The organism is Pseudorhizobium halotolerans (assembly GCF_902153235.2).
Lineage (GTDB): Bacteria > Pseudomonadota > Alphaproteobacteria > Rhizobiales > Rhizobiaceae > Neorhizobium > Neorhizobium flavum.
In genome coordinates, this window is the sequence record NZ_CABFWE030000016.1 from 225680 (window position 1) to 248174 (window position 22495).

A 22495-nucleotide genomic window follows, 5' to 3' on the forward strand; every position below is an offset into this window, starting at 1 on the left:
TCAGCGGGGCGAGTGTGAACCGGCAGGTCCGCTTTGGGCCGTTAGCGGACAACAGCAACATTTGCTTCACTGTCAGAGTTACCTCTTTCTCCAACGCAATATCCGACGGCCAGACTCCGGCCCGTTGCGGTCGTTGCTTGCGATCCCTAGCCAGTTTTCCTAGCCCCCCGAACAGGACGGATGGCCCCGGGAACTGCCGCCAAGATTGTCCAAGTTATTGAGGAGACGTCACTTTTCCGTCCAGGAGATGGTTGCCAACTTGGATAGAAAAACCGCTCAAGAATGGCTGGCCTAGGGACCTTGGATCCTCAAATGATTTCAATAGCTAGATAGCCATTGATTTCCTATATTTTCCTGCCGCGGACGACCGTGGACGCCACCTTAGTGCCCCGGGTTTGGGCATCAGTCAACAGGGCTAACGATCGGCAATAATTTCCGATCCAAGGGCGCAAGGCTGAGGCCGGATCTCCGCGACCTTGGCTGCTGCTCTTGCTGACTGAAGTGATGCTCATTAACGATGGCGACCCTGTGGGTGCGATGAGATGTCCAGGCAAGATCAGAAACGGAACAAGGTAACGCTGCTTGACGTCGCCAAACACGCCGATGTTTCGCGTGCGACAGCGTCGCTCGTTGTTCGAAAGAGCCCGCTGGTGGGGGCTGAGACGCGAGAGCGCGTCGAAGCCGCGATGCGTGAACTCGGCTATGTCTACAACATGGGTGCTGCGAGGCTACGCGCCGAACGAAGCCACACCATCGGCGTGGTCGTGCCCAACCTCACCAATCCATTCTTTGCGGAGTTGCTGGGTGGAATGGAGGCCTCGGTCGACGCGGCCGGATTGGTAATGATCATTGCCAACAGTGGAGACGGGCCACCTCGGCAGGCGACGGTCCTGCAGCGCTTGCGCGAGCATGGCGTCGACGGGATCATTCTCTGTCCTGCTGCCGGCACTCCGAACGATCTCGCAAGCAAGGTCAGTGACTGGAAGCTTCCGGTCGTCCAGGCACTGCGACATGTGACACAGGACATTGATTATGCCGGGGCGGATTACGCAGCGGGTATGGAGGAAGCCGTGGAGTATCTCGTCTCCCTTGGCCACCAAGCTATCTGCTTTGCCGTTCATGGCCCGGTTCACTCGGCATACCATGAGCGCGTCCAGGGCTTCCGGGAGTCGATGAAGCGATTTGACTTGAAGCCTGATCTTGTCATTCGTGTTCCTGACCGCGTGGACCAGATCGCTCAGGAAGCCGATGCGCTTTTTGCGCAGGGCAGGGTGCCAACCGCAGTGATCTGCTTCAACGACCTTGTCGCGCATGGACTGGCCGCCGGCTTCTATGATCGCGGTTTAAAGATCGGTCGTGACATCTCACTGATCGGCTTCGACGATGTAGCCGACGCCGAAGCCATGCGGCCCCGTCTCACTTCCGTCTCGACCTCGCCAAGCGATATCGGTCACAACGCTGTCGCCTTGCTGCTGGAACGTATCGCGCAGCCTTCTTTGCCGCCGCGCTGCTGGATCAGCACGACGAAGCTCCACATCCGCGATTCCTGCAGTCCGCTATCATCTTCGTGAAACCGGTGGGCCACTTGGCAGTTGACTCACTCACAGCAGAAATTTAGATCGATCTAAAGGCGCGAGGAGCGCCGGGCTCGGGAGGCGCTACGTGTACGATTTCAATTTCGCGCCAGTGTTCGCTTCGTTCGACCAGTTGCTTGTGGGCGCCTGGCTGACGATCCGTTTGTCGTGCGCTGCCATGCTGCTCGGTCTGATTGTCTCGATCGTCTGTGCTTGGGGAAAGACGTCCGGCCCGTCGCTGATCCGGTTCGTCATCAATGCGTACATTGAGATTATCCGCAACACGCCATTCCTGGTCCAGATCTTCTTCATCTTCTTCGGTCTTCCATCGCTCGGCCTACGCCTTTCCCCGAATAGCGCGGCTCTGCTGGCGCTCGTCGTCAACTTCGGCGCCTACGGTACCGAGATCATCCGCGCAGGTATCGAATCCATTCAGAAGGGGCAGGTGGAGGCGGGGACAGCCCTCGGTTTGTCGAGACTGCAGGTCTTCCGCTACATCATCATGAAACCGGCCCTGCGCACGGTCTATCCGTCTCTGACGAGCCAGTTCATCTACCTGATGCTGACGTCGAGCGTCGTCTCGGTGATTTCCGCAGACGATCTTGCGGCGGCCGGAAACGATCTGCAGTCGGCCACCTTCGCGAGCTTTGAGGTCTATATCGTCATTACGCTGATGTACCTCGCCCTATCGATCGGCTTCTCGGCAATCTTCGCTGCGATCGAGAAGATGGCGTTCAAGTACCCGCTGAGCCGATAGGAGCGCAAGGATGATCAGACCCTTTGGCTGGAACGAGTTTCTCATCATCGTCATGGCGGCGCAGTGGACGATCGCGCTCTCGGCGATCGCCTTTGCCGGCGGCGGGATCGGTGGTTTGCTGATCGCACTTGCCCGCGTTTCCGATGTCCGGCCTCTGCGACTGGTGGCTCTCGGTTTCATTCGCGTCTTCCAGGGAACGCCGCTTCTGATGCAGCTCTTTCTGGTGTTCTTTGGGATGAACATCTTTGGCCTGGCGATCAACCCATGGATTGCCGCGACGATTGCACTGACACTGCACGCCAGTGCGTTCCTGGGTGAAATCTGGCGGGGCTGCATCGAAGCGGTTCCGTCGGGCCAGCGTGAGGCGGCGACGGCACTTGGCCTGAAGTATTACAACCGGATGCGCTACATCGTCCTTCCTCAGGCGGCGCGGATTGCTGTGGCGCCGACCGTCGGGTTCCTCGTCCAGCTCATCAAGGGCACCTCGCTTGCCGCCATCATCGGATTTACCGAGCTCACACGGCAGGGGCAGATCATCAACAACGCCACCTTCAGCCCGTTCATGGTCTTCGGAACGGTGGCCGCCATTTATTTCATCTTGTGCTGGCCGCTTTCGCTGTTGGCGCGGCGCATGGAAGTCAGGTTTTCTCGGGCAACACAACGTTGACGAGACCCCGCCGGCGGGAGGGCCGGCAGATCAAGAAAGGGTAGGAAACATGAACATTACCAGACGCGCAGCAGTCGCTATCATGGGCGCAGGCTTGATGGCTGCGGCGGCCTCTCTCCCCGCAGTGGCGCAGACTGTCGAGAGCATCAAGTCCGCAGGAACCGTCAAGATCGGGATGTTGGTGGACTTCCCGCCATTCGGCATCATGAATGAAAACAATCAGCCTGATGGCTACGACGCGGATGTGGCAAAGCTTCTTGCCAAGGAGTGGGGTGTCGAAGCGCAGATCGTTCCGGTCACCGGTCCCAACCGCATTCCCTACCTCCAGAGCAACCAGGTAGACCTGCTCGTCGCATCCTTGGGTATCACCGAGGAGCGTGCCAAGAGTGTCGACTTCTCTGAACCCTATGCAGGCATCTCCATCGGCGTCTTTGGTGCCGCGGATGCGGAAGTCACCAAGGCGGAGGATCTTTCCGGCAAGACCATCGGTGTGGCCCGCGCTAGTACGCAGGACACTGCAGTCACGAAGATCGCTCCCCAGGATGCGACTATCCAGCGCTTCGATGATGATGCGAGTGCCGTTCAGGCCCTGCTGTCCGGTCAGGTTGAGCTGATCGGCGTCTCGAACGTCGTGGCCGCCCAGATCGAACAGGCAGCGCCCGGCCGCTTCAACCAGAAGCTTGAGCTGAGCCAGCAGGTCCAGGGTATCGCTGTTCGAAAGGGTTCGAGCGAACTGCTAGAAGCCGTCAATGCCTTCCTCGAGAAGGTCAAGGCGGACGGCCAGCTCAGCGCGATCCACGAAAAGTGGCTCGGCACGCCGCTGCCGAACTTCGTCGCCGAAGGCAAGTAAGAGAAAGAAGGGGAGTTCCTCGCGTGGCTGATACTCATGCTAACACATCGATGACGGGCGTGCGGGGAGCTTCTGGTCCGGCGGTGACGATGGAGGGCGTCAACAAGTGGTACGCCGAATTCCACGCACTGAAGGACATCAACCTGTCGGTGGATCCCGGGGAGCGCATTGTCATCTGCGGTCCCTCCGGTTCCGGCAAGTCGACCCTTATCCGGTGCATCAACCAGTTGGAGATGATCCAGAAGGGACGGATCGTAGTTGACGGCCACGACCTGACGGCGGGCGGCAAGAATGTCGATATCGTGCGGCAGGAGACGGGTATGGTCTTCCAGAGCTTCAATCTTTTCCCCCACATGACCGTGTTGGAGAACTGCACGCTCGCACCAATCAAGGTGCGCGGAATATCCAAAGCGGAGGCTGAAGCAACGGCCATGCAATTCCTGGAGCGGGTGCGCATCCCTGAGCAGGCTCAAAAGTACCCGGCCCAGCTTTCGGGCGGTCAGCAGCAGCGCGTTGCGATCGCCCGTGCGCTGTGCATGAACCCGAAGATCATGCTGTTCGACGAGCCGACCTCGGCGCTCGACCCGGAAATGGTCAAGGAGGTGCTCGACACCATGATCGACCTTGCCAACGAAGGGATGACCATGCTGTGCGTGACGCATGAAATGGGCTTCGCCCGCCAGGTCGCCGACCGGGTGATCTTCATGGACCGGGGCGAGATCGTTGAAGTCGGTGTGCCCGAAGACTTCTTCAACAATCCTCAGCATGAGCGGACCCGCAACTTCCTCGGCCAGATCTCCTGAGCCGACCAGGCTCAGGGACGGAGTATCCAAGATGAAACCGGAAATCCTGCTCATCGAGCCAATGCTCGATGTCATCGAGGCTCGCCTCGACGAGGCTTATGTTGTCCATCGACACTATGCTGCCACTGAGCAAGAGGCCATCGCAAAAGCCCTGCCGTCAATCCGTGCTGTCGTGACGGGCGGGGGCACCGGACTTTCGAACGACCAGATCGATCGTCTGCCGGCGCTGGGCATCATTGCCATCAACGGCGTGGGTACAGACAAGGTCGACCTTGTGAGGGCCCGAGGCCGAGACATCGACGTTACAACGACGCCAGACGTGCTGACGGATGACGTCGCCGATACCGGGATAGCGCTGATGCTTGCGGTTCTCCGTCACATTGCGAAAGGCGATCGCTTTGTTCGCGAGGGGTGCTGGGCATTGGGCGAGGCCTTTCCTTTGGGAACGAGTCCGAAAGGCAAACGCCTGGGCATCCTCGGCCTAGGTCAGATCGGGCGTGCCCTTGGCCGTCGCGCGGAAGCCTTCGGGATGACCATCGGGTATTGGAATCGTTCACCACAGACTGATACCGGCTGGACAGCACATGCCACGCCTACAGAACTTGCCGCGTCCAGTGACGTGCTGGCGGTTTGCGTTGCGGCCAATGCCTCAACGCAAGACCTCGTCAATTCCGAGGTGCTGGAGGCTCTCGGGCCGAAAGCCATTGTCATCAACATCGCGAGAGGCAGCGTCCTCGACGAGGATGCATTGATTCAGGCTCTCCGGAACGGCACGCTCGCCGGAGCAGGCCTTGACGTGTTCGTCGGCGAACCGCGAATCCGTGAGGACTTCTTCACAGCACCCAACACCGTTCTGATGCCGCATCAAGGTAGCGCAACGCGCGAGACGCGGATTGCGATGGGTGAGATTGTCCTTGCTAACCTCCAGGCATTCTTCAACGGCGAAAAGCCGCCCACCACCGTCAACTGAATCGGACGTGACATGATCATTCGCCAAGCACTCTTCGAAGGTCGCATCCACGAAGGTAAGGAAGCCGCCTTCAAGGCATATGTGGCAGATAAATTGATGCCGATGTGGCTGGAGTTCCCCGGCGTTCGCGAAGTCCGCGTGCTCTATGCTATTGAGCGGGACGAGGGCGCTCCCGCTTATCCCATGGTGCTGTCGACTATGTACGACAGCCGGGAGGCACTGGATGAGGCACTGAACTCCCCGGTTCGATATGCAAGCCGGGATATGACCAAGGGCTTGCTCGCCATGTTCGACGGCGTCATCCACCACCATGTTTTTGAGCTAGAAGCTTGATTCTGCGCGACGACGGCGTTGCCGCCGCCTGAAATGTGGGGCGACGGGTAAGGAGCAGTCAATCATCTCTGCTCCTCATGCTTCTGCATACTCTATGCAGCGGGAGTCCGTCTACCTTCAGGCTACACCGCCGAGGCAGACGTACTTGAGTTCCAGAAACTCCTCGATGCCGTAGCGTGACCCCTCGCGTCCGAGGCCGGAGAGCTTGACACCTCCGAAGGGAGCTTCGGCGGTCGAGATAAGGCCGGTGTTGACGCCCACCATGCCGTACTCAAGAGCTTCCGCGACCCTGAACACCCGGGCCATGTCTTTCGCGTAGAAATAGGATGCAAGGCCGAATTCCGTATCATTGGCCTGCCGAATGACGTCTGCCTCGTCCTTGAACTTGAACAGAGGCGCGACGGGACCGAAGGTTTCTTCCCGAGCGACCGCCATCTCGGCCGTGACGTCGGCAAGTACGGTAGGTTCGTAGAATGTGTTGCCGATCGAAAGGCGCTTGCCTCCGGTGACGGTCCTGGCTCCCTTGCCCAAGGCGTCAGCCACGTGTTCTTCTACCTTTTCCAGCGCTGCCCGGTCGATCAATGGTCCGAGGATCACGCCCTCGTCAAAGCCGTTGCCCGTGACGAGCTTGCCCACAGCACCGGCCAGCTTTTCGGCGAACGCATCATAGACGCCGTCCTGCACGTAGATGCGATTTGCACAGACGCAGGTTTGGCCGTTGTTGCGGAACTTGGCGATGATCGCCCCCTCAACTGCCGCATCCAAATCCGCATCGTCGAAGACGATGAAAGGAGCATTGCCGCCAAGTTCAAGGCCGAGCTTCTTGATGGTCGGCGCCGATTGCCTGTAGAGTTCCGCACCGACTTCCGTAGAACCCGTGAATGTAAGCTTCCGGACAGTTGGGTTCGCTGTCATCTCGCCACCGATTTCTCGCGCCGAGCCGGTGATGACGCTGAATAGTCCCTTCGGAAGGCCAGCTCGCTCGGCTAGAATTGCAATGGCGACAGCCGAAAACGGCGTCTGCGACGCTGGCTTCAATACCATTGCACACCCAGCCGCAAACGCCGGCCCGGCTTTGCGAGTGATCATGGCATTCGGGAAGTTCCATGGCGTGATCGCGGCAACCACCCCAATGGGCTGCTTCATGACCATGATCCGCTTGTCGGGCTGGTGGCCAGGAATGATGTCCCCATTGATACGGCGACCTTCTTCTGCGAACCACTCGATGAAGCTTGCACCATAGGTGATCTCTCCCATGGCCTCAGCAAGTGGCTTGCCCTGTTCGAGCGTCAGGATCTTTCCAAGGTCCTCCTTGTTCTCCATCATCAATTCGAACCACTTGCGCAGCACGACACCGCGTTCCTTTGCAGTGCGTGCGGCCCACTCTATCTGCGCAATGCGAGCCGATTCAATTGCGGCGCGGGTTTCGGCCGCGCCAAGCTTCGGGACGTGCCCGATGATCTCACCGTTCGCCGGATTGTCGACCGCAATATAGTGGTCCGCGTTTGCCTGAACCCATTCACCACCGACCAAAGCCGCTTCACGGAAGAGAGATTGATCCTTGAGCTTCATTTCTTCCAACTCCTGTTGTCTTGCGCATCGTGGTGTTAGCGGGCCTCGTCGAGGATCAGGTCTGCAGCCTTTTCCGCAATCATGAAAACAGCGGCCTGCGTGTTCCCAGAAACCATGGTGGGCATGATCGAGGCGTCGGCAATGCGAAGTCCCTCGATGCCACGGACCTTGAGCGCAGGATCGGTAACGGCACCTTCGTCCACCCCCATCCGGCAGGTTCCGCAGATATGGTAGATCGTCTGGCCGTCGCGTCGGGCGAAATTAAGCCAGTCTTCATCCGTCCTGCATTCAGGACCGGGGCTCATCTCCCTGTCTCGGAAAGCGTCTAAGGGAGCCTCCTCGACGATCCTTCGAGCGACCTTCATTCCGTCCACGATAGCTCGACGGTCCTCCTCCGTTGCTAGAAAATTAGGTCGTATGGCTGGTGGCGCAAAGGGGTCGGGAGATCTGGAATGTATGGTTCCCCGCGACTCCGGCCGAAGCTGAGTGACGCCGATGGTCATTCCAGGAAGCCGATCAAGCTTACGCTCCGCTGCATTGGCGTAACTCGCATGTATGAAGAAGTACTGGACGTCGGGCCCATCCAAGCCCGGTCGGGTCCGGACGAAGCCATGGACGAGCCCGGTACCGAGCGTCAGGATGCCACTCCGCGTCGCGAAGTAGCGTGTAACCGCGAGTCCGAGCTTTAGGCCACGCGTCTGCTCGTTGAGGGTGACCGGCAGCTTCACGCGCCAATTCATCCGGGTGCAGAAATGGTCGATGTAATTTGCACCCACGCCCGGCAGAAAGTGCCGCACCTCAATCCCTAGCGGCTGCAATATCCGTGGGTCGCCTATGCCAGACAGCTCCAACAACTGCGGCGTCTGGGCAGCACCTGCGGCCAGAATGACTTCGCGTCGAGCGTGGACCTCGACGGAGCTGCTGCCCAGGCGCAGTTCGACGCCCGTCGCCCGACCGTTCTCCAGAAGAATACGCGTTACGTGCGCATTGGTTCTGACCTCGAGGTTGGGTCTGCTCATGGCAGGTTGAAGATAGGCAGCAGCCGCGCTCACCCGACGGCCACGTCGTTGGTTCACCTGATAGTAGCCGAAGCCGTCCTGACGATCTCCGTTATAGTCGGCACTGCGTTCGTAGCCCGCGCTCTCCGCCGCAGAGATGAACGCTTCGGCGATTAGCGGACGTTCCTTGACTTCAGTGACTGGCAGCGGACCACCTCGCGCACGCAAAGACGAAGCTGGGCCGTCGTAGTCTTCAAGTTTTCGGAAATAGGGGAGCACTTCCTCGAAGCTCCACCCCCGGCAGCCCTGTTGCGCCCAACCGTCATAGTCCTGCGGCTGCCCGCGTACGTAGATCATGCCATTGATCAAGGTGGAGCCACCGAGCCCCTTGCCGCGGGGAACCGAAATGACCCTGTTGCCGGTGGCCTCCTCCGGCTCGGTTTGAAAGCGCCAGTTGAAGTCCGGATTAGTGAGCAGCTTACTGAAGCCTGCGGGAATCTCGACCCAGAGGCTTCGCGCGGCCTTGCCGGCTTCCAGCAGCAGGACTGTGTACTTCCCAGATGCCGTCAGACGGTTTGCAAGAACGCAGCCAGCCGTGCCACCGCCGACGATGATGTAGTCGAATGACTCGCGATCCTGCTGCATTAGTTCACCCCCCTGATCGCTTTGGTGTGTGGGAGCGAGAAAGGAAGGATCTTGCCCGGATTGAGCAGGCCACTTGGGTCGAGCGCAGTCTTCAATGTGGAAGCGAGGCGCAGGTCGCTTTCGGGAGCAAGCCGCAGCCATTCATCCACCCGATATTGCCCCAATCCATGTTCCGCAGAGATGGAGCCCCCGTGCTTGACGACGGCATCGTGTACTATGCGGTTGATTGCCTTTTGATCGTGATCCGGTCGGAACAGGACATTGTAGTGGAGATTGCCGTCGCCCAAGTGGCCGAAGATATTGAGCCTCGCTCCGGGAGCTGCATCTACCAGAGCGGCCTCAGCATCATCCAGGAATTCGCGCAAGTGCGAAAGTGATACGGATATGTCGTGCTTCAGGCTAGGGCCGTTTCGCGCTTCCGCTTCGGTGACGTGCTCGCGCAGAGCCCAGAGCTGCCGAGCCTGCGCCTCCGATTCCGCAACAACGCCATCGATAACCCAGCCATTCTCGAACCCGCCCGCCAACACACCTTCGGCTGCGTCGCGCAGTCCGGAAAGACTGGAGGCTCCTTCAAGAAGGATGAACCAGTCACCAGTGGTGATAGGGGGCTTCAGATGCGCATGCCGGCTGACGAGATCCAGAGAGTTGGCAGAGATAAGTTCGAAAGCTGAAAGCGCTTCTCCGATCTCCTGCTGGGCGTGGCCGAACAACGAAATGGCGGCTTCAAGACTGCTAACGCTGAGGAGGGCTGTGACGGAGTGACGAGGAACGCTCACTAGCCGCAGAACTGCGGCGGTGACGATGCCCAAAGTACCCTCGGAACCGATAAACCAGTGCTTCCAGTCGTAGCCGGCATTGTCCTTGCGCAGATGGCGCAAGCCGTCTGATACACTACCATCAGCAAGAACGACCTCAAGCCCGAGCGTAATATCGCGCGTCATCCCATAGCGCAGAACATTCAATCCGCCGGCGTTCGTGGCTATCACGCCCCCGACAGTAGCGGAGCCTTCTGCTGCGATGGCGATCGGAAGCATCCGGTCCATAGTAGCCGCCTTCTCGCGAACGGTCTGGAGGATCGCACCCGCTTCTACTTCCACGGTCATGCCGATCGGATCGAGCGAGCGGATCGTCTGCATACGGTTCAGGGAAAGGACGACCTGGCCCCCAGTGGTGTCCGGGATGGCCCCGGCGGCAAGGCCGGTGTTGCCGCCTTGGGGCACGATGCTGATGCCAGAATCACCGCAAAGTCGGACGATGGCGGCCACCTGGGCTGTTGAGGCAGGGCGTACCACGCATGCTGGCACCCCCGTGGTGCTTCGCTTCCAGTCCGTCGCATAAGGTGCGGTGTCTTCTGCTGTGGTCAGGACGTATCGCTCGCCCACGATGCCCGAGAGCGCCGAGAGAAGATCGGTTCGGCTCGTCATGCCAGTGCACCCATGTGCTGCGCCATCAGCACGATCTGGGACTCCAGCATTGGTTTGCCGGGAAAGATCCTGCACCCTTTCGCCTTCGCCGCCTCAAGCAGTGGTGTCATGGCGGGTTCCATGATGGCATCCGCGACAAGCTGATCCCGATGAAGCTGTGAGAGGTCTAAGGGTGGCTCATCGCCGGAACGCATTCCCAGCGACGTCCCGTTGACGACCAGTGCATGGTCCGCAACCCGCTGAGCATTGGTTGCGACCGTAAGAGCCGGATATGCAGCTTTAAGGCGTTCGGTAAGGCTCACTGCACGCTTCACGGTCCGATTTGCGATTGTGATGTGGGTCACTCCTGCCTCGGCGAGGGCGAATGCGATGGCGCTGGAAGCTCCCCCCGCGCCCGCAACATAGGCCCTCATCCCTGCCGGATCCGCGCCTCCAACACGCAAGGCTTCAACAAAGCCGATACCGTCAAGCATGGCCCCGACCATGCGACCGTCAGGCTCGCGGCGAACGCAATTGACGGCGCCGATGTTGTGCGCAGCGTTCGTGACCTCGTCACACAGCGCGAGCATGTCCGTCTTGTGCGGCACCGTCGCAATGAAGCCCCCGAAGTTCTCCATACGCCGCAGACCATCAACAAGCTCCTTCAAGCCATCCGGTTTGACATGAAATGGCACGAGCACCGCATCCACGTCCTTCGACTTCAGCAGGGCGTTCATCACTTCCGGCGTCTTCACATGATAGATGGGATCGGCGAGAATGCCGTAGATGCGGGTGCGTCCTGTGACTGGCGGCAAGAAGCTCCGGTAGAGCTCATTGTGATCCGCGGCGATCGGAGAGGTCATGAGAGGATCCTATGCATTGCCTTGTGCGACACGTCTCGGCGTGCCTCAGGTCATGTACAGGCCACCGGCAACGTCGATGGTCTGGCCAGTCACAAAGCTTGCTTCTGGCGAGGTAAGGTAGAGGGCAAGATCGGCAACTTCCTCGGGGGCGCCCAATCGCCCCATCGGCGTCATTCGCACCTGTTCCTCGTTGACTTCGCCGGCGACGGCGCGAACCATAGGGGTTTCGATGCGGCCCGGCGCTATGGCATTGACCCTGACTCCGAAGGGTCCGAGTTCTGCGGCAAGATGCTTCGTAAAGCCGATCAGGGCAGATTTCGTTGCGGCATAGTGGCAAGCTACGATGGGCGAGTATGTCTTGCCTGCAACCGAAGACATGTTGACGATCCAGCCGGCATTCGCCTCCCGCATGCTGGGGGAAAGCGCACGGATAGTATTGAAGCAGCCCGAAAGATTGACGGCGATGACCCGGTTCCACTCCGCTGAATCCATCTCCCAGACCTTGTGTGCGATGCCTTCATGCTTCGGCGAAATCCCGGCGTTGTTCACGACAGTGTCGAAGGGGCCGCCGATCCGGCCTGCCGCATCCCCGAGTGCCTTCTCTACGGACGGATAATCCGCGACATCCAGCACCAAGGGGATGGCACCGCCCTTGCCGTCAGCTTCGATCAGCCGGACCGTTTCATTGATGTCGGCTTCGTTCATGTCAGCAACGCCGACCATAGCGCCACGTGCTGCGAAGCGCTGCGCAATGGCCCGACCGATGCCGCGCCCTGCGCCGGTCACCAGAACGCGGCGTCCAGCATGGCTCGGCCTGTAGGCGATTTCTTCCGGATTGATTTCTCGATGAGACATTTCAGATTCCCAGATATGCTTGACGGACATGGTCGTTGTGGAGCAGCGCATCGGACGTGTCGGCAAGGACGATCTCCCCGTTCTCGAGCACATAGCCCCTGTCAGCCGCCTTCAGTGTGTGGAAGACGTTCTGCTCGACGATCAGGACGGTTGCCCCTGTCTTCACAATCGTCTCGATGACATCGAACACCTGCGTGACGATGATCGGGGCAAGTCCGAGAGAAGGCTCGTCGAACATCAGGAGTTTGGGTCGAGCCATCATGCCACGGGCGATTGCGACCATCTGCTGTTCGCCGCCTGACAATGATCCGGCTTTCTGGGCAAGACGCTCGCGCACTCGCGGAAACAGCGACAGGACCTCCTCCAGAGCAGCGTCCTTGTGTTGCCGCGCCGCCTTCCGATAAGCGCCCATCAAAAGGTTTTCCTGGACCGTCATGTCCGGGAAAAGCTGACGCCCTTCCGGGATCAAGGTGATGCCTCGATCAACCATCTCGTGCGAGGAAAGCCGGGTTACATCCTCACCTTCGAAGGTGATCTTGCCTGCGGTTGGGCGGATCAGACCGGCAATGGTACGAAGGGTGGTTGTCTTGCCAGCGCCATTTGCGCCCACAATGGTGACGACTTCCCCGGCCTCCACGGCCAGCGAGATATCGTGAAGAATGGTTGTCGGGCCGTAGCCGGCGTGAATGTTCTCAAGCCTGAGCATCGATGAATTCCTTTCCAAGATAGGCCTCGACGACCACTGGATCCTTGACCACCTCGCGAGGCTCGCCCTCGGCGATGATCTTGCCGGAATTCAGAACGATCACGCGATCCGAGAGGGACATCACCGCCTGCATGACGTGCTCGATGGCAACGATGCTGACGCCGCTGTCGCGGATGGACTTCATCAGGTCGATCGCCCGGCGAACATCCGTCTGGTTGATCCCCGCCATCACTTCGTCGAGCAAGAGGATGCGTGGCTTCATCGCCATGACACGAGCGACTTCCAGCCGCTTCAAACCGCCTATCGTCAACCCGCGTGCCTCGGCATCGAGCCAGGGGCCAAGTCCCATCCGCTCAGCCGTCTCACGCGCAACTTCGCGGGCTTCTTCGACATCGGAATATCGATGGAACGCGCCGACCATGATGTTCTCTTCAACGGTCATCGCGGCGAATGGCTGGACGATCTGGAAGGTGCGGCCGACGCCAATCGTTGCGAAGTCGCCAGGAGTAGCAGGACTTTGCCAGCTACCGTCGGCGGCGCGAACAGTTACCGATCCGCTATCTGGTTTCAGGAAGCCCGAAATCATGTTGAAGACGGTTGTCTTGCCTGCACCATTTGGGCCGATCAACCCGAGAATTTCTCCTTCCCGGAGCGTGAATCCGACGTCGTTGGTGACATGAAGGCCGCCGAAATGCTTTTGCAGGTGCTCCACACGCATGACGTCGGAACCGATCGGTGCCCTCTGGCCTGCGTCTGGCGTAGCCGCGCTTGCGGCAATCGTGCCTGCCGACACGCCCCGCTCTCGCCTCTGCTTCGTGAAGCGAGAGATCAGTCCCATCAGGCCATTCGGCATGAACAGAACGACCAGCATCAAGACGACGCCATAGACGAAGCCGTGGAGGCCAAGCGCATGGGCCCCAAGCCAACCACGCGCGAGTTCGCTGATGGGTACGAGAAGAACAGCGCCGAGGAGGGGACCGAACACGGTTCCCAAGCCGCCGATCAGGGCAAACATCGCGATCTGGATCGACGTTTGCAGTGAAAACATCGCAGCGGGCTCGATGAATGTCAGATACATGGCATGAAATGTACCGACAAAGGCCGTGAGTGCGGCAGATACCGCAACGGCTGCGAGCCGCACCCGTATCGTTCCAACGCCAGCGGCCAGTGCGGCCGACTCTCGCTCGCGGGTCGCAACGAGGTAGAAGCCCATCCTGTGCGAGCGGATCCACCAGGCGACCGCCAGCGTCAGCAGAAGCAGACCGAACGCGATGAGCAATTGGGGGAGCCGGTCCCGAAAGACCATCCATTCCCAACCGATCTGCAAAGGGATCATCAATCCAGTTGCGCCACCAGTGAGTTCACGCCAATGAAGGGCGAGAACCCGGAACACTTCCAGAAAAGCAATGGTAGCAAGAGCGAAGAAAGGACCGTGCAGGCGGAAGCAGGGATAGCTGATGATTACTGCGGCCACGACGGCTATCGCAGCGCCGGCGAACATCCCGATCCACGGACTGATCCCCATGTTCATCAAGATGACACCGGTGTAGGCGCCAATCCCGTAGAAGATGGCATGGCCCAACGAAAGCTGGCCGGCAAAGCCACCCACAATGTTCCAGGCTGTTGAAAGGGCAGCGAAGATGCAGATCGTGATGAAGATATGGTAGACGAACTGGTTGCCGACCATGACGGGGATGAGGAGCAGCGATGCAAGGATCACCGCAAGGGGGATGGCCTTCAGCATCCAGCCATTGGAGGCTGCCTGCGGTCTGGGGGAAGTGGAGGAAATATCTGTCATGGCGACACGTGCGATAGGTTGAGACGCGAGCTGAACAGGCCCGACGGCTTCAGGATGAGGATCAAGAGGAACACGCCAAAGACGGCGACCTCACGAAGGTCGGAGCCGATGTAAAATCCCGCAAAGCTGTCGATCAGGCCGATGATCATGGCGCCAGCAAAGGCCCCTCCGATCGATCCAAGACCTCCCAGAACGACCACGACGAACGCGGTCAGGACGAAATATGTGCCGATACCAGACGAGGTTGGATAGAGCGGGGCGATGAGGACCGAGGCGACTCCCACACAGGCTGCGCCGATGCCAAAGGTCAGGATGTAGATCCAATTGACATTGATACCCATCAGCTGAGCAGCCGCGCGGTTTTGGGCGACGGCGCGGATGGCACGCCCGGTCTGGGTGCGCGAAAGGAAAAACTGGAGAACCACGACAACTGCAATGGAAGCAACTAGGATGGCGACCTGGCCCGAGAGCAGGCGTACAGGACCGAGCTGCAGAGGAGTTCGGAGTCCACTTGCCGGCGTGCTAGCGATGTCGGCACCGAAGACCAACAGCGCCAGGTTGATAAGCGCGGTCGAAAGTCCAACAGTAGCGAAGATCTGTATGTGATCGTCGTCGGCAGACATCAGGGGCTGTATCAGGAACCGCTGTGTCACGGCGCCCAGCAGAAAGAGGGCCGGTGCAACGAGAATAACCGTCGCAAATGGGTGGATCCCCATCCAGGTCGTCAGGACGTAAGTCAGATACATGCCCACCATGAGGAATTCCCCGTGGGCGAAGTTGACGACTTTGACGATGCCGAAGATCAAGGTCAGGCCCACGGCGACGATGGCGAATAGACTGCCGAGCATGATCCCGTTGGTGAGAACTTGTAAGAAAGTGTTCATTGGCCTCTCCAGAACAGAAAGGTGCCGGGCGGTGACCGCCCGGCACGTCAGAAGGGCTTACTCACCCAGCTTGATTGGCGTCATGGCAGCGGAATCCGGGAACACGGTGACCAGCTTTCCATCCTGCCACTGCATTCCCATCATTTCAGCGCGTTCGTTCTGATTGTCGTCGCCGAACTTGAAGCCATAACCGGCAGCGGTGACGCCAGCCTCGATGTCGATGGCCTTCACGGTGTCGACGATGGTGTCCGGCTCAAGGTCGGAGGCTTTTCCAAGGGCTTCAAGAATGACTTTTGCGCCCACATAGTTGTTCAGGGAATGTCCCGAACGGGGAGCCGAGCCGTATTTCTTCTGATACGCCTCAACGAACTGTTCCAGCCCAGGCGTGTAGCTCGTGTTGACAGTGTATTGGGTGAAGTCGACGTCCAGTACGCCTTCGATCACGTCATGGCCGACTGCGTCCGCGGTAGGTTGCATCGAGTAGCCGCCGCCGCCGCCAATGATGGCGGAAGGCTTGTACCCCGCCTCGTTCGCCTGCTGCAGAAAGAGAACCGAGTCGTTCTGGTAGGACGTCTGAAGAACGATATCGACCTCTCGGTTCTTCAGGTCGAGCACCAGGGACGACATGTCCACGATAGCCGCGGGATAGGCCTGGGTCGTCACGATGTTGAGACCGGCTTCTTTGGCGTAGGCGTTCTGCCGCTCGGCAACGGATGTACCGTAGCTGGAGTCTTCGTGGATGATCGCGATCTTCAAGTCAGCCGGCTCTTTGCCGATACCGGGTCCGACTTTCTCTACCACCATCTGAATGATCATCTTGGCCATGTCGTCAGCGGTGGGATTAGTACGGAAGAGGTATTTCATGCCGCGCCCGGTGACTTCCTCGGCCACAGCACCAAGCTCGAAGTAGGGAATACCAGCCAGCTCGGTCACCTGGCTGGCTGCAATCGAGCGTGCAGATGAATAGGTGCCAAAGATGGCTTTGACGCCTTCGAGCGAAGTCAGGCGCCGCGCCTCGCCGATTGCCTGGTTGTTGTCGACCGCATCACCTCGCACCAAGGTTATCTGTTCACCTTGAATGCCGCCGGCGGCATTGATTTCTTCTACGGCCAGTTCAAGACCACGCGCACTCTCTTCACCCAAAAGGGCGAGCTGTCCGCTGAACGGGTAAAGCGAGCCGAATTTGACTTCGGCTTGCGCCGCGGTTGCGGTCAACGCCAGAGCGATGGCAGTAGTCTTCATTAGGTACGACAGTTTCATTGTTTCCTCCCGTGAAAACGTCGTTGCTGATGGGTCTGTAGGTTAGTAGTTCAGGGCTTCCTTGCCTTCGAAGCTGGTGATTGGAGGATAGGCCCGCTGGTCGGTGATGACGTCCAGTACCGTCGTCTGTCCGCTTGCTAGCGCATTCTTCAGCGCAGGCAGGAAGTCCGATGGCTTCTCAACACGGATGCCGTCGCAGCCAACGGCACGCGCGATTGCCGCGTGATCGACGGCTTCGAAGTCACATACGTCTGTAAAGTCGCCGAAGAGGCTAAGCTCTGCGTGTTTCTGATATCCCAGAATCTGGTTGTTGAGCACGACCACCACGACTGGCAGCTTCATGCGCCGCGCGGTTTCCAGTTCCGACCAGACATGGCCGAAGCCGCCGTCGCCCGTAAGGCAGATCACGGGTGCATCCGGCCGGGCCGTCTTCGCACCGATTGCGTAGGGTAGCCCCCAACCGAGCCCTGCAATGCCTCGCGGCGTGAGAAAGCGCTGCCCGGCCTTTTGGGCCGTAAGGAAGTTTGCGATCCAGATCGACGAGTAGCTTGCATCGGCAACCGTGATGGTCTCCGGGGTCAGAACAGCGTCGATGTCGGCAAGAATACGCTCCGGGCGAAGAGGAGCCGCATCCATGTCGACGAGACGCTTCATGTCTTCGTCGTGGGCCGTGCGTCCGCTGGCGATAGTGGCTTCTAGCCTCGAGCGTCTCGACGCAACGGCCGAGAGGTCCCGCTTCCTCAGCTCGGCTTCCAACGCAGCAAGCGTCAGCTTGGCATCCCCGACCAGGCGGAGAGCCTCATAGTTTCGACCAACTTCGCTGCTCTCGATGTCAATATGGATATAGGTGGCGTTCTTCGGGTAGAGCGACCAGCTATCCGTACCGTTCTGGTTCGTCCGGTTGCCAACGAGGATGACGACGTCGGCTTCAGTGACCAATGAGCGCAGGTGGGATGAGCGGCCCCGCGGCGCCATGAAGTAGCCTACGACGCCTACGGAAAGTGGGTTGCCCTCGGCCACCGCGCCTTTGCCCATGACCGTGGTCGCAACTGGAAGGCCGAGCGCTTGCACGGCTTCCAGTTGCGCCCACGCCTGGGAGGAATGTACCCCGCCACCGGCGATGACGATCGGCGCCTTGGCAGCGGCAATCAGGTCGGCTGCGGCCGCTATCCGTTCCGGATCAGCGACAGTCCGGTCGAGCGGGAAGGCGCCGAGCGAGGCCGAACGTTGCGGCGCCGCAGGATCAAGATCAGGTCGCTCGTCCAGCACATCGAGTGGCACCAGCAGCACCGCAGGACCGGCGCGACCGCTGGCGGCTGCCGTAAACGCCATGTCGACGTAGTCATCGATGCGTTGAGGATCGGCGACCCGGCGCACCCATTTTGCGACCCCGCCAAACAAGGCGAAATGATCGAGTTCCTGGAAGGCGTTCTTGTCGGTGAACCGGCGCGACACATCTTGTACGATTGCCACCATAGGAATTGATGCCTTGAATGCTTCAGCAAGACCTGGAACGAGAAGCGTGGCCGCAGGCCCGTTTTGGGCAGTGACAACGGCAACCTTGCCAGAGGTGCGGGCATAGGCGTCCGCCATGGCAGCGCCTGCATTCTCCGTGCGATAGCCGATCTGGCGGATCCCATAGTCCGGGGCCGCGAGAAATAGTGCGGAGGGAATGCTCTGACCGAAGATTTCCTTCACGCCATGCCTTTGAAGTGCAGCCGCCAGAAGATGGGCTCCGGTCATGTTGCTGCCGGCGGACTTGACCGGATGATTGGCGACCATGTTCATGCCTTTGCTCCCTGTTGTGGCGTGTCTTCGCCGTTCGGCATGGAAAGAACGATCTTCCCAATATGTGCGCCCGTATCCATGCGGGCATGTGCATTTCGGACGTCTTCGAAGGCGAAGACGGAATCGATTAGCGGCTTCACCTTGCCTGCCTGAATGAGTGGCAGGACCTTTTCGCGTAGCGCTTTGGCGAGCTTCGCTTTCATTTCGATTGGACGAGCACGAAGCGTGGATCCGGTGAGGGTGACGCGCTTCATCAGCAGTGGCGTGAAGTCCACCTCCGCTTTCGCGCCTCCGAGGAAAGCGATCTGCGCGATCCTGCCATCAACGGCAACCGCTTCCAAGTTGCGGGCGATATAGTCACCGCCAACCATGTCCAGGATGACATCCGGACCACGCCCATCGGTTAGACGTCGACTTTCGCTGACGAAGTCCTGCGTTCGGTAATTGATCGCCGCGTCCGCTCCCAGGTCGAGGCAGGCCTGGCATTTTTCGTCCGAGCCCGCCGTTGTGATCACTTGCGATCCTAACGCCTTCGCCAGCGATATAGCCGTAGTCCCGATCCCTGATGTGCCGCCGTGGATCAAGATCGTCTCACCCGCTGCCAGGCGAGCCCGTTCGAAGACATTGCTCCACACCGTAAAGAACGTTTCCGGGAATGCGGCAGCCTCAGTGAAGTCAAGGCTGTCTGGAACTGGTAGCGTGGCCCCCTCCTGAACGATCGCCCAATCTGCATAGGCACCGCTATGAACGAGTGCCATCACTCGATCACCCTGCTTGAATTCACGGACGTCCGGGCCAACCGCTTCCACCGTACCGGCAAGCTCCAGTCCCAGAACGTCAGAAGCTCCGGGAGGTGGTGGGTAGTTGCCCTGCCGCTGCATGACATCGGGCCGATTGATGCCCGCAGCACGGACACGTACCAACATCTCTCCAACACCAGGATTCGGGCATGGACGGTTGACCAATTCCAGAACCTCCGGTCCACCCGGCTGTCTGGAAATTACGGCTCGCAAAGTAGAGGTCATACGTGTTGTCCTTCAGGAATTAGGAGGACCTTGACGGCCTCTCGGCTGCGGGCGAGTTCGAACCCCTCGGCGGCTCGTGAAAGGGGGAGGCGGTGTGTCGCTAGAGTCGACAGAAGGTGTGTGTGTTCAGCCAAGAGCAAGATTGCCTCCAGGAGCGCCTCATTGGTCGTGTCATGAGCTGCTCGGAGTTGCTTCTTCTCACGCACAAACCGGGTGAGGTCGAGCTCCAGAGGACGCGAGTGAATGCCTGCTACGACGAAGATGCCGCTGGAACGAAGAATGGCGAGACCTTCCGCCACAGACGTGCTGATGCCAGTGGCTTCCAGGACGCGGTCAACCGGCCGACCAAAATGTCGTTGAACCGCTTCAGCGAGTGTTTCAGTTGCGAGATCTACGGTGCCAGCAATGCCAAGATCCCGCGCATGTTGCAGGCGCACATCATCATTGAAACCAGCGATCAACACGTCGGCGCCGCGTTGGGATGCGACGAAAGCCATACCAAGTCCGATTGGACCAGGGCCTAGAACGACAACTCGGTCACCGTCCGAAATCTCCGCGACATTCACGGCGTGAACCGAAACCGCAAGCGGTTCTGCCAATGCAGCGATATCTAATGGAAGATTATCGGGCACCTTTCGGCAGTTGAACGCGGGGACGGTGACACGCCCGGCGAAGGCACCATCAACGTGAAGGCCGATGATGCGCCGATCGGTGCAATCCTGAGGGCGTTCGGACGAACATGCGAGGCACTTGCCACAGGCGATCGTAGGCCAGCATACCACTCTGTCACCTATCTCAATATCGAGGACGCCTGCACCGACACCCTCGACGACGCCAGAGAACTCGTGCCCCAGCGTCAGGGGCAGGCATGCTTCCATGAACTCGTAGCCTGGCGTCCACTCATAGGCGTGAATGTCGCTGCCACAGATCCCGGCTGCCGCCACCGCGACAGTCGCCATGCCTGCTGCTGGCAAAGTGGGCTCGGGGATTGTAACGATATCGGCGCCGAAAGCCGGCGTCGTCTTACGAAAGGCAAGCAAATGTCACTCCTCCGACCGCACCTTAATTGGACCTCCTCGTCCAAGTTCATGCGAGAAATAAGCTTCGCTTGAACATCTTTGGTGCTATATGTAATTTGTTATAACACTTTTTCTTAAAGGATCTCGGGTGTCAAGACGGCTGGTGCAGAATTATGAGCAGACCGGGGAGGGGGGGGACTGGGCTCGCCCGCTCGTCAAGGAAAACCTGAGCGAAAGGGCTTACTCTGACCTCAAGAACGCGCTCATGCACGGCAAGTTGAAGCCGGGCGAGCGATTAAGATTGCGCCCGATGTCGGCGCGTTTTGGGATCAGCGCGACCCCCATGCGCGAAGCCTTGCTGCGCCTCGTCAGCGAGAAGACGCTCACTTTGGACGCACGAGGCACCGTCGTCGTTCCCACCTTGAGCCTAGAGGAGCTTGTTGAGATCCGCAGTATCCGCGTCGATTTGGAGGGACGGGCGGCTGCGGCGGCGGCCGAACGCGCCACGGAAGCCGAGATCAACACCTTAGAAGCGATTCATTCAGAAATATCGGAATGTCATCGCCTTCAACAATTCGAACGGGCAATCGTTCTGAACACGGAGTTCCACCTCGGGCTCTGCCGTTCAGGGCGAATGCCCATCACCTACGATATCGTGGAAGGCCTGTGGATGCGCTGTGGCCCGATCTTATCACACCTGTACGACGGTGGCTTGCCCGACTGGGAACCGCATCCGCACAAGAGGATCATCGCTGCACTGAAGGCCGGTGATGCAGCGGCAGCCGAGGCCGCCATCAAGGAAGATATTGTCCGAGGCGGACAAGGGCTTCTTGCGCATGTGAAGGCGGCGGACAAAACGGATTGATGGAGCACCTGTTCGCTGAAGGCGCATTCCTGCGGGCATGACCAACGCGGTAGGGTCCCCAGCCAATCGTGAGGATACTCAATCTTCCGCCAGAACCGTCAGACTCTCAGCGGTCAAATCAAGCAAGTAGCTGCAATGACGTCACTTTTCTTGGTGGGGAATTGTGGCGATTGAAGTGGAGGAGTGGGTCCAAAAACGGCTTGCCTGGGCAACCTGGATTCTCACATGATTTCAAGGGCTTATCGAGTGGGCCTTGAAAGTCTCTTTGTTTTCCAATCGCGAGCGACCTTGGATGCCACCTTTGTGCCCTGGCTTTTGGCATCAGTCAACAGGGCGGGCGAGCGGCTATAATTTCCGCGTGCGGACGTGATGATTGTGGTCAGGCGGCCATAACAAGCCCTGCGGCCTCGCGCCTTCAACGCAGACTTTGTAGTGGCACAGTATGGGACTGACCCGCACACGTGGCCATCCTGCAAAGCTTCTGTGTCCCACAACTTGAACGTTGACCTTTCGCCAAACACACGACCATGATCGCTCATCGTTTCATGACGTGAATAAAACTTGATACATGGCTGAGCCTTACCAACTCCTGCTGCAGAGTTGCGTTTCGATCGACCTGGAAGTTGATCCTGCAACCGCAAGCATCTTCGCTTTTGCAGCGGTGCGAGATGATAATCGTCCCCCGATCCTGGCAAAAAAACGCGATCTCGTGATAGCCCTCGACCGCTTGGAAACAGAAGCAACCGAAGGTGTGAATCTGCTCGGCCACAACATACTTCGGCATGACTTGCCTCATCTGTTCGCGGTGCGGCCTGGGTTGGCGAATCTTCTGCGATCACCGATAGACACTTTATGGCTCA

21 protein-coding genes are annotated in these 22495 nt (G+C 59.2%); 8 read left to right on the forward strand and 13 right to left on the reverse strand.

What is annotated here, in order from left to right; genetic code table 11:
• Positions 1-542: 542 nt before the first annotated feature.
• The 7 genes from FN060_RS21430 (at position 543) to FN060_RS21460 (ending at position 5954) form a co-directional block, all read left to right on the forward strand.
• The gene (locus tag FN060_RS21430; protein WP_142589958.1) at positions 543-1571 is read left to right on the forward strand and encodes a LacI family DNA-binding transcriptional regulator; all 1029 of its coding nucleotides are present in this window, start codon (positions 543-545) and stop codon (positions 1569-1571) included.
• A 91-nt stretch (positions 1572-1662) separates the two neighbouring features.
• The gene (locus FN060_RS21435; RefSeq protein WP_052637060.1) at positions 1663-2331 is read left to right on the forward strand and encodes an amino acid ABC transporter permease; all 669 of its coding nucleotides are present in this window, start codon (positions 1663-1665) and stop codon (positions 2329-2331) included.
• Positions 2332-2341: 10 nt separating this feature from the next.
• Positions 2342-2998 carry an amino acid ABC transporter permease gene (locus FN060_RS21440; RefSeq protein ID WP_142589959.1) on the forward strand — a complete coding sequence of 219 codons (657 nt, stop codon included), beginning with the start codon at positions 2342-2344 and terminating at the stop codon, positions 2996-2998.
• A gap of 49 nt (positions 2999-3047) precedes the next feature.
• On the forward strand, positions 3048-3848 hold the full coding sequence (locus tag FN060_RS21445) for a transporter substrate-binding domain-containing protein (RefSeq protein ID WP_142589960.1): 801 nt from the start codon (positions 3048-3050) through the stop codon (positions 3846-3848).
• A 50-nt stretch (positions 3849-3898) separates the two neighbouring features.
• Positions 3899-4651 carry an amino acid ABC transporter ATP-binding protein gene (locus tag FN060_RS21450; RefSeq protein ID WP_142590145.1) on the forward strand — a complete coding sequence of 251 codons (753 nt, stop codon included), beginning with the start codon at positions 3899-3901 and terminating at the stop codon, positions 4649-4651.
• 31 nt (positions 4652-4682) lie between these two features.
• Positions 4683-5621: a 2-hydroxyacid dehydrogenase gene (locus FN060_RS21455; RefSeq protein WP_142589961.1), complete on the forward strand. Its 939-nt coding sequence runs from the start codon at positions 4683-4685 to the stop codon at positions 5619-5621.
• A 12-nt stretch (positions 5622-5633) separates the two neighbouring features.
• Complete coding sequence (locus FN060_RS21460; protein ID WP_142589962.1) at positions 5634-5954, forward strand: EthD domain-containing protein; 321 nt, start codon at positions 5634-5636, stop codon at positions 5952-5954.
• 117 nt (positions 5955-6071) lie between these two features.
• Here FN060_RS21460 and gabD read toward each other — a convergent pair whose 3' ends face one another.
• Genes gabD through FN060_RS21520 form a run of 12 tightly spaced genes read right to left on the reverse strand, consistent with a single transcriptional unit; the run spans position 6072 to position 20791 of the window.
• A complete protein-coding gene (gene gabD, locus FN060_RS21465; RefSeq protein ID WP_142589963.1) occupies positions 6072-7526 on the reverse strand; it encodes an NADP-dependent succinate-semialdehyde dehydrogenase in 1455 nt (484 codons plus the stop codon).
• A 35-nt stretch (positions 7527-7561) separates the two neighbouring features.
• Positions 7562-9169 carry a GMC family oxidoreductase gene (locus FN060_RS21470; protein WP_142589964.1) on the reverse strand — a complete coding sequence of 536 codons (1608 nt, stop codon included), beginning with the start codon at positions 9167-9169 and terminating at the stop codon, positions 7562-7564.
• The gene (locus FN060_RS21475) at positions 9169-10593 is read right to left on the reverse strand and encodes an FAD-binding oxidoreductase (RefSeq protein ID WP_142589965.1); all 1425 of its coding nucleotides are present in this window, start codon (positions 10591-10593) and stop codon (positions 9169-9171) included. The genes FN060_RS21470 and FN060_RS21475 overlap by 1 nt, the downstream gene beginning before the upstream one ends.
• Complete coding sequence (locus FN060_RS21480) at positions 10590-11435, reverse strand: shikimate dehydrogenase family protein (protein WP_142589966.1); 846 nt, start codon at positions 11433-11435, stop codon at positions 10590-10592. Before FN060_RS21480 ends, FN060_RS21475 begins: the two co-directional genes overlap by 4 nt.
• Before the next feature lie 45 nt (positions 11436-11480).
• Positions 11481-12290: a 3-oxoacyl-ACP reductase FabG gene (fabG, locus tag FN060_RS21485; protein WP_142589967.1), complete on the reverse strand. Its 810-nt coding sequence runs from the start codon at positions 12288-12290 to the stop codon at positions 11481-11483.
• A gap of 1 nt (position 12291) precedes the next feature.
• Positions 12292-12996 (reverse strand): ABC transporter ATP-binding protein, encoded by a 705-nt coding sequence (locus FN060_RS21490; protein ID WP_142589968.1) that lies wholly within the window; start codon positions 12994-12996, stop codon positions 12292-12294.
• A complete protein-coding gene (locus FN060_RS21495) occupies positions 12983-14740 on the reverse strand; it encodes a branched-chain amino acid ABC transporter ATP-binding protein/permease (protein WP_244665926.1) in 1758 nt (585 codons plus the stop codon). Before FN060_RS21495 ends, FN060_RS21490 begins: the two co-directional genes overlap by 14 nt.
• Before the next feature lie 50 nt (positions 14741-14790).
• Positions 14791-15678 (reverse strand): branched-chain amino acid ABC transporter permease, encoded by an 888-nt coding sequence (locus FN060_RS21500; protein ID WP_052637072.1) that lies wholly within the window; start codon positions 15676-15678, stop codon positions 14791-14793.
• A gap of 57 nt (positions 15679-15735) precedes the next feature.
• Complete coding sequence (locus FN060_RS21505; protein WP_052637073.1) at positions 15736-16938, reverse strand: ABC transporter substrate-binding protein; 1203 nt, start codon at positions 16936-16938, stop codon at positions 15736-15738.
• 42 nt (positions 16939-16980) lie between these two features.
• On the reverse strand, positions 16981-18726 hold the full coding sequence (locus FN060_RS21510) for an acetolactate synthase catalytic subunit (RefSeq protein ID WP_210310743.1): 1746 nt from the start codon (positions 18724-18726) through the stop codon (positions 16981-16983).
• Positions 18723-19751, reverse strand: a complete 1029-nt coding sequence (locus tag FN060_RS21515; protein WP_142589970.1) for an NAD(P)H-quinone oxidoreductase — start codon at positions 19749-19751, stop codon at positions 18723-18725. Before FN060_RS21515 ends, FN060_RS21510 begins: the two co-directional genes overlap by 4 nt.
• The gene (locus tag FN060_RS21520) at positions 19748-20791 is read right to left on the reverse strand and encodes a zinc-dependent alcohol dehydrogenase (RefSeq protein WP_142589971.1); all 1044 of its coding nucleotides are present in this window, start codon (positions 20789-20791) and stop codon (positions 19748-19750) included. The genes FN060_RS21515 and FN060_RS21520 overlap by 4 nt, the downstream gene beginning before the upstream one ends.
• 127 nt (positions 20792-20918) lie before the next feature.
• Between FN060_RS21520 and FN060_RS21525 the strand changes: the two genes are divergently transcribed.
• Positions 20919-21635, forward strand: a complete 717-nt coding sequence (locus FN060_RS21525; RefSeq protein WP_142589972.1) for a GntR family transcriptional regulator — start codon at positions 20919-20921, stop codon at positions 21633-21635.
• Positions 21636-22170: 535 nt separating this feature from the next.
• Here the strand turns inward: FN060_RS21525 and FN060_RS23325 are convergent.
• Positions 22171-22419, reverse strand: a complete 249-nt coding sequence (locus tag FN060_RS23325; protein ID WP_244665907.1) for a hypothetical protein — start codon at positions 22417-22419, stop codon at positions 22171-22173.
• Between the last annotated feature and the right edge of the window lie 76 nt (positions 22420-22495).

Coding starts and splice junctions, on each gene's coding strand:
- FN060_RS21430 (WP_142589958.1), top strand. CDS start 543: ATGTCCAGGCAAGATCAGAAACGGAACAAGGTAACGCTGCTTGACGTC.
- FN060_RS21440 (WP_142589959.1), top strand. CDS start 2,342: ATGATCAGACCCTTTGGCTGGAACGAGTTTCTCATCATCGTCATGGCG.
- FN060_RS21445 (WP_142589960.1), top strand. CDS start 3,048: ATGAACATTACCAGACGCGCAGCAGTCGCTATCATGGGCGCAGGCTTG.
- FN060_RS21450 (WP_142590145.1), top strand. CDS start 3,899: ATGACGGGCGTGCGGGGAGCTTCTGGTCCGGCGGTGACGATGGAGGGC.
- FN060_RS21455 (WP_142589961.1), top strand. CDS start 4,683: ATGAAACCGGAAATCCTGCTCATCGAGCCAATGCTCGATGTCATCGAG.
- FN060_RS21460 (WP_142589962.1), top strand. CDS start 5,634: ATGATCATTCGCCAAGCACTCTTCGAAGGTCGCATCCACGAAGGTAAG.
- gabD (WP_142589963.1), bottom strand. CDS start 7,526: ATGAAGCTCAAGGATCAATCTCTCTTCCGTGAAGCGGCTTTGGTCGGT.
- FN060_RS21470 (WP_142589964.1), bottom strand. CDS start 9,169: ATGCAGCAGGATCGCGAGTCATTCGACTACATCATCGTCGGCGGTGGC.
- FN060_RS21475 (WP_142589965.1), bottom strand. CDS start 10,593: ATGACGAGCCGAACCGATCTTCTCTCGGCGCTCTCGGGCATCGTGGGC.
- FN060_RS21480 (WP_142589966.1), bottom strand. CDS start 11,435: ATGACCTCTCCGATCGCCGCGGATCACAATGAGCTCTACCGGAGCTTC.
- fabG (WP_142589967.1), bottom strand. CDS start 12,290: ATGTCTCATCGAGAAATCAATCCGGAAGAAATCGCCTACAGGCCGAGC.
- FN060_RS21490 (WP_142589968.1), bottom strand. CDS start 12,996: ATGCTCAGGCTTGAGAACATTCACGCCGGCTACGGCCCGACAACCATT.
- FN060_RS21495 (WP_244665926.1), bottom strand. CDS start 14,740: ATGCTGAAGGCCATCCCCCTTGCGGTGATCCTTGCATCGCTGCTCCTC.
- FN060_RS21500 (WP_052637072.1), bottom strand. CDS start 15,678: ATGAACACTTTCTTACAAGTTCTCACCAACGGGATCATGCTCGGCAGT.
- FN060_RS21505 (WP_052637073.1), bottom strand. CDS start 16,938: ATGAAACTGTCGTACCTAATGAAGACTACTGCCATCGCTCTGGCGTTG.
- FN060_RS21510 (WP_210310743.1), bottom strand. CDS start 18,726: ATGAACATGGTCGCCAATCATCCGGTCAAGTCCGCCGGCAGCAACATG.
- FN060_RS21515 (WP_142589970.1), bottom strand. CDS start 19,751: ATGACCTCTACTTTGCGAGCCGTAATTTCCAGACAGCCGGGTGGACCG.
- FN060_RS23325 (WP_244665907.1), bottom strand. CDS start 22,419: ATGCCGAAGTATGTTGTGGCCGAGCAGATTCACACCTTCGGTTGCTTC.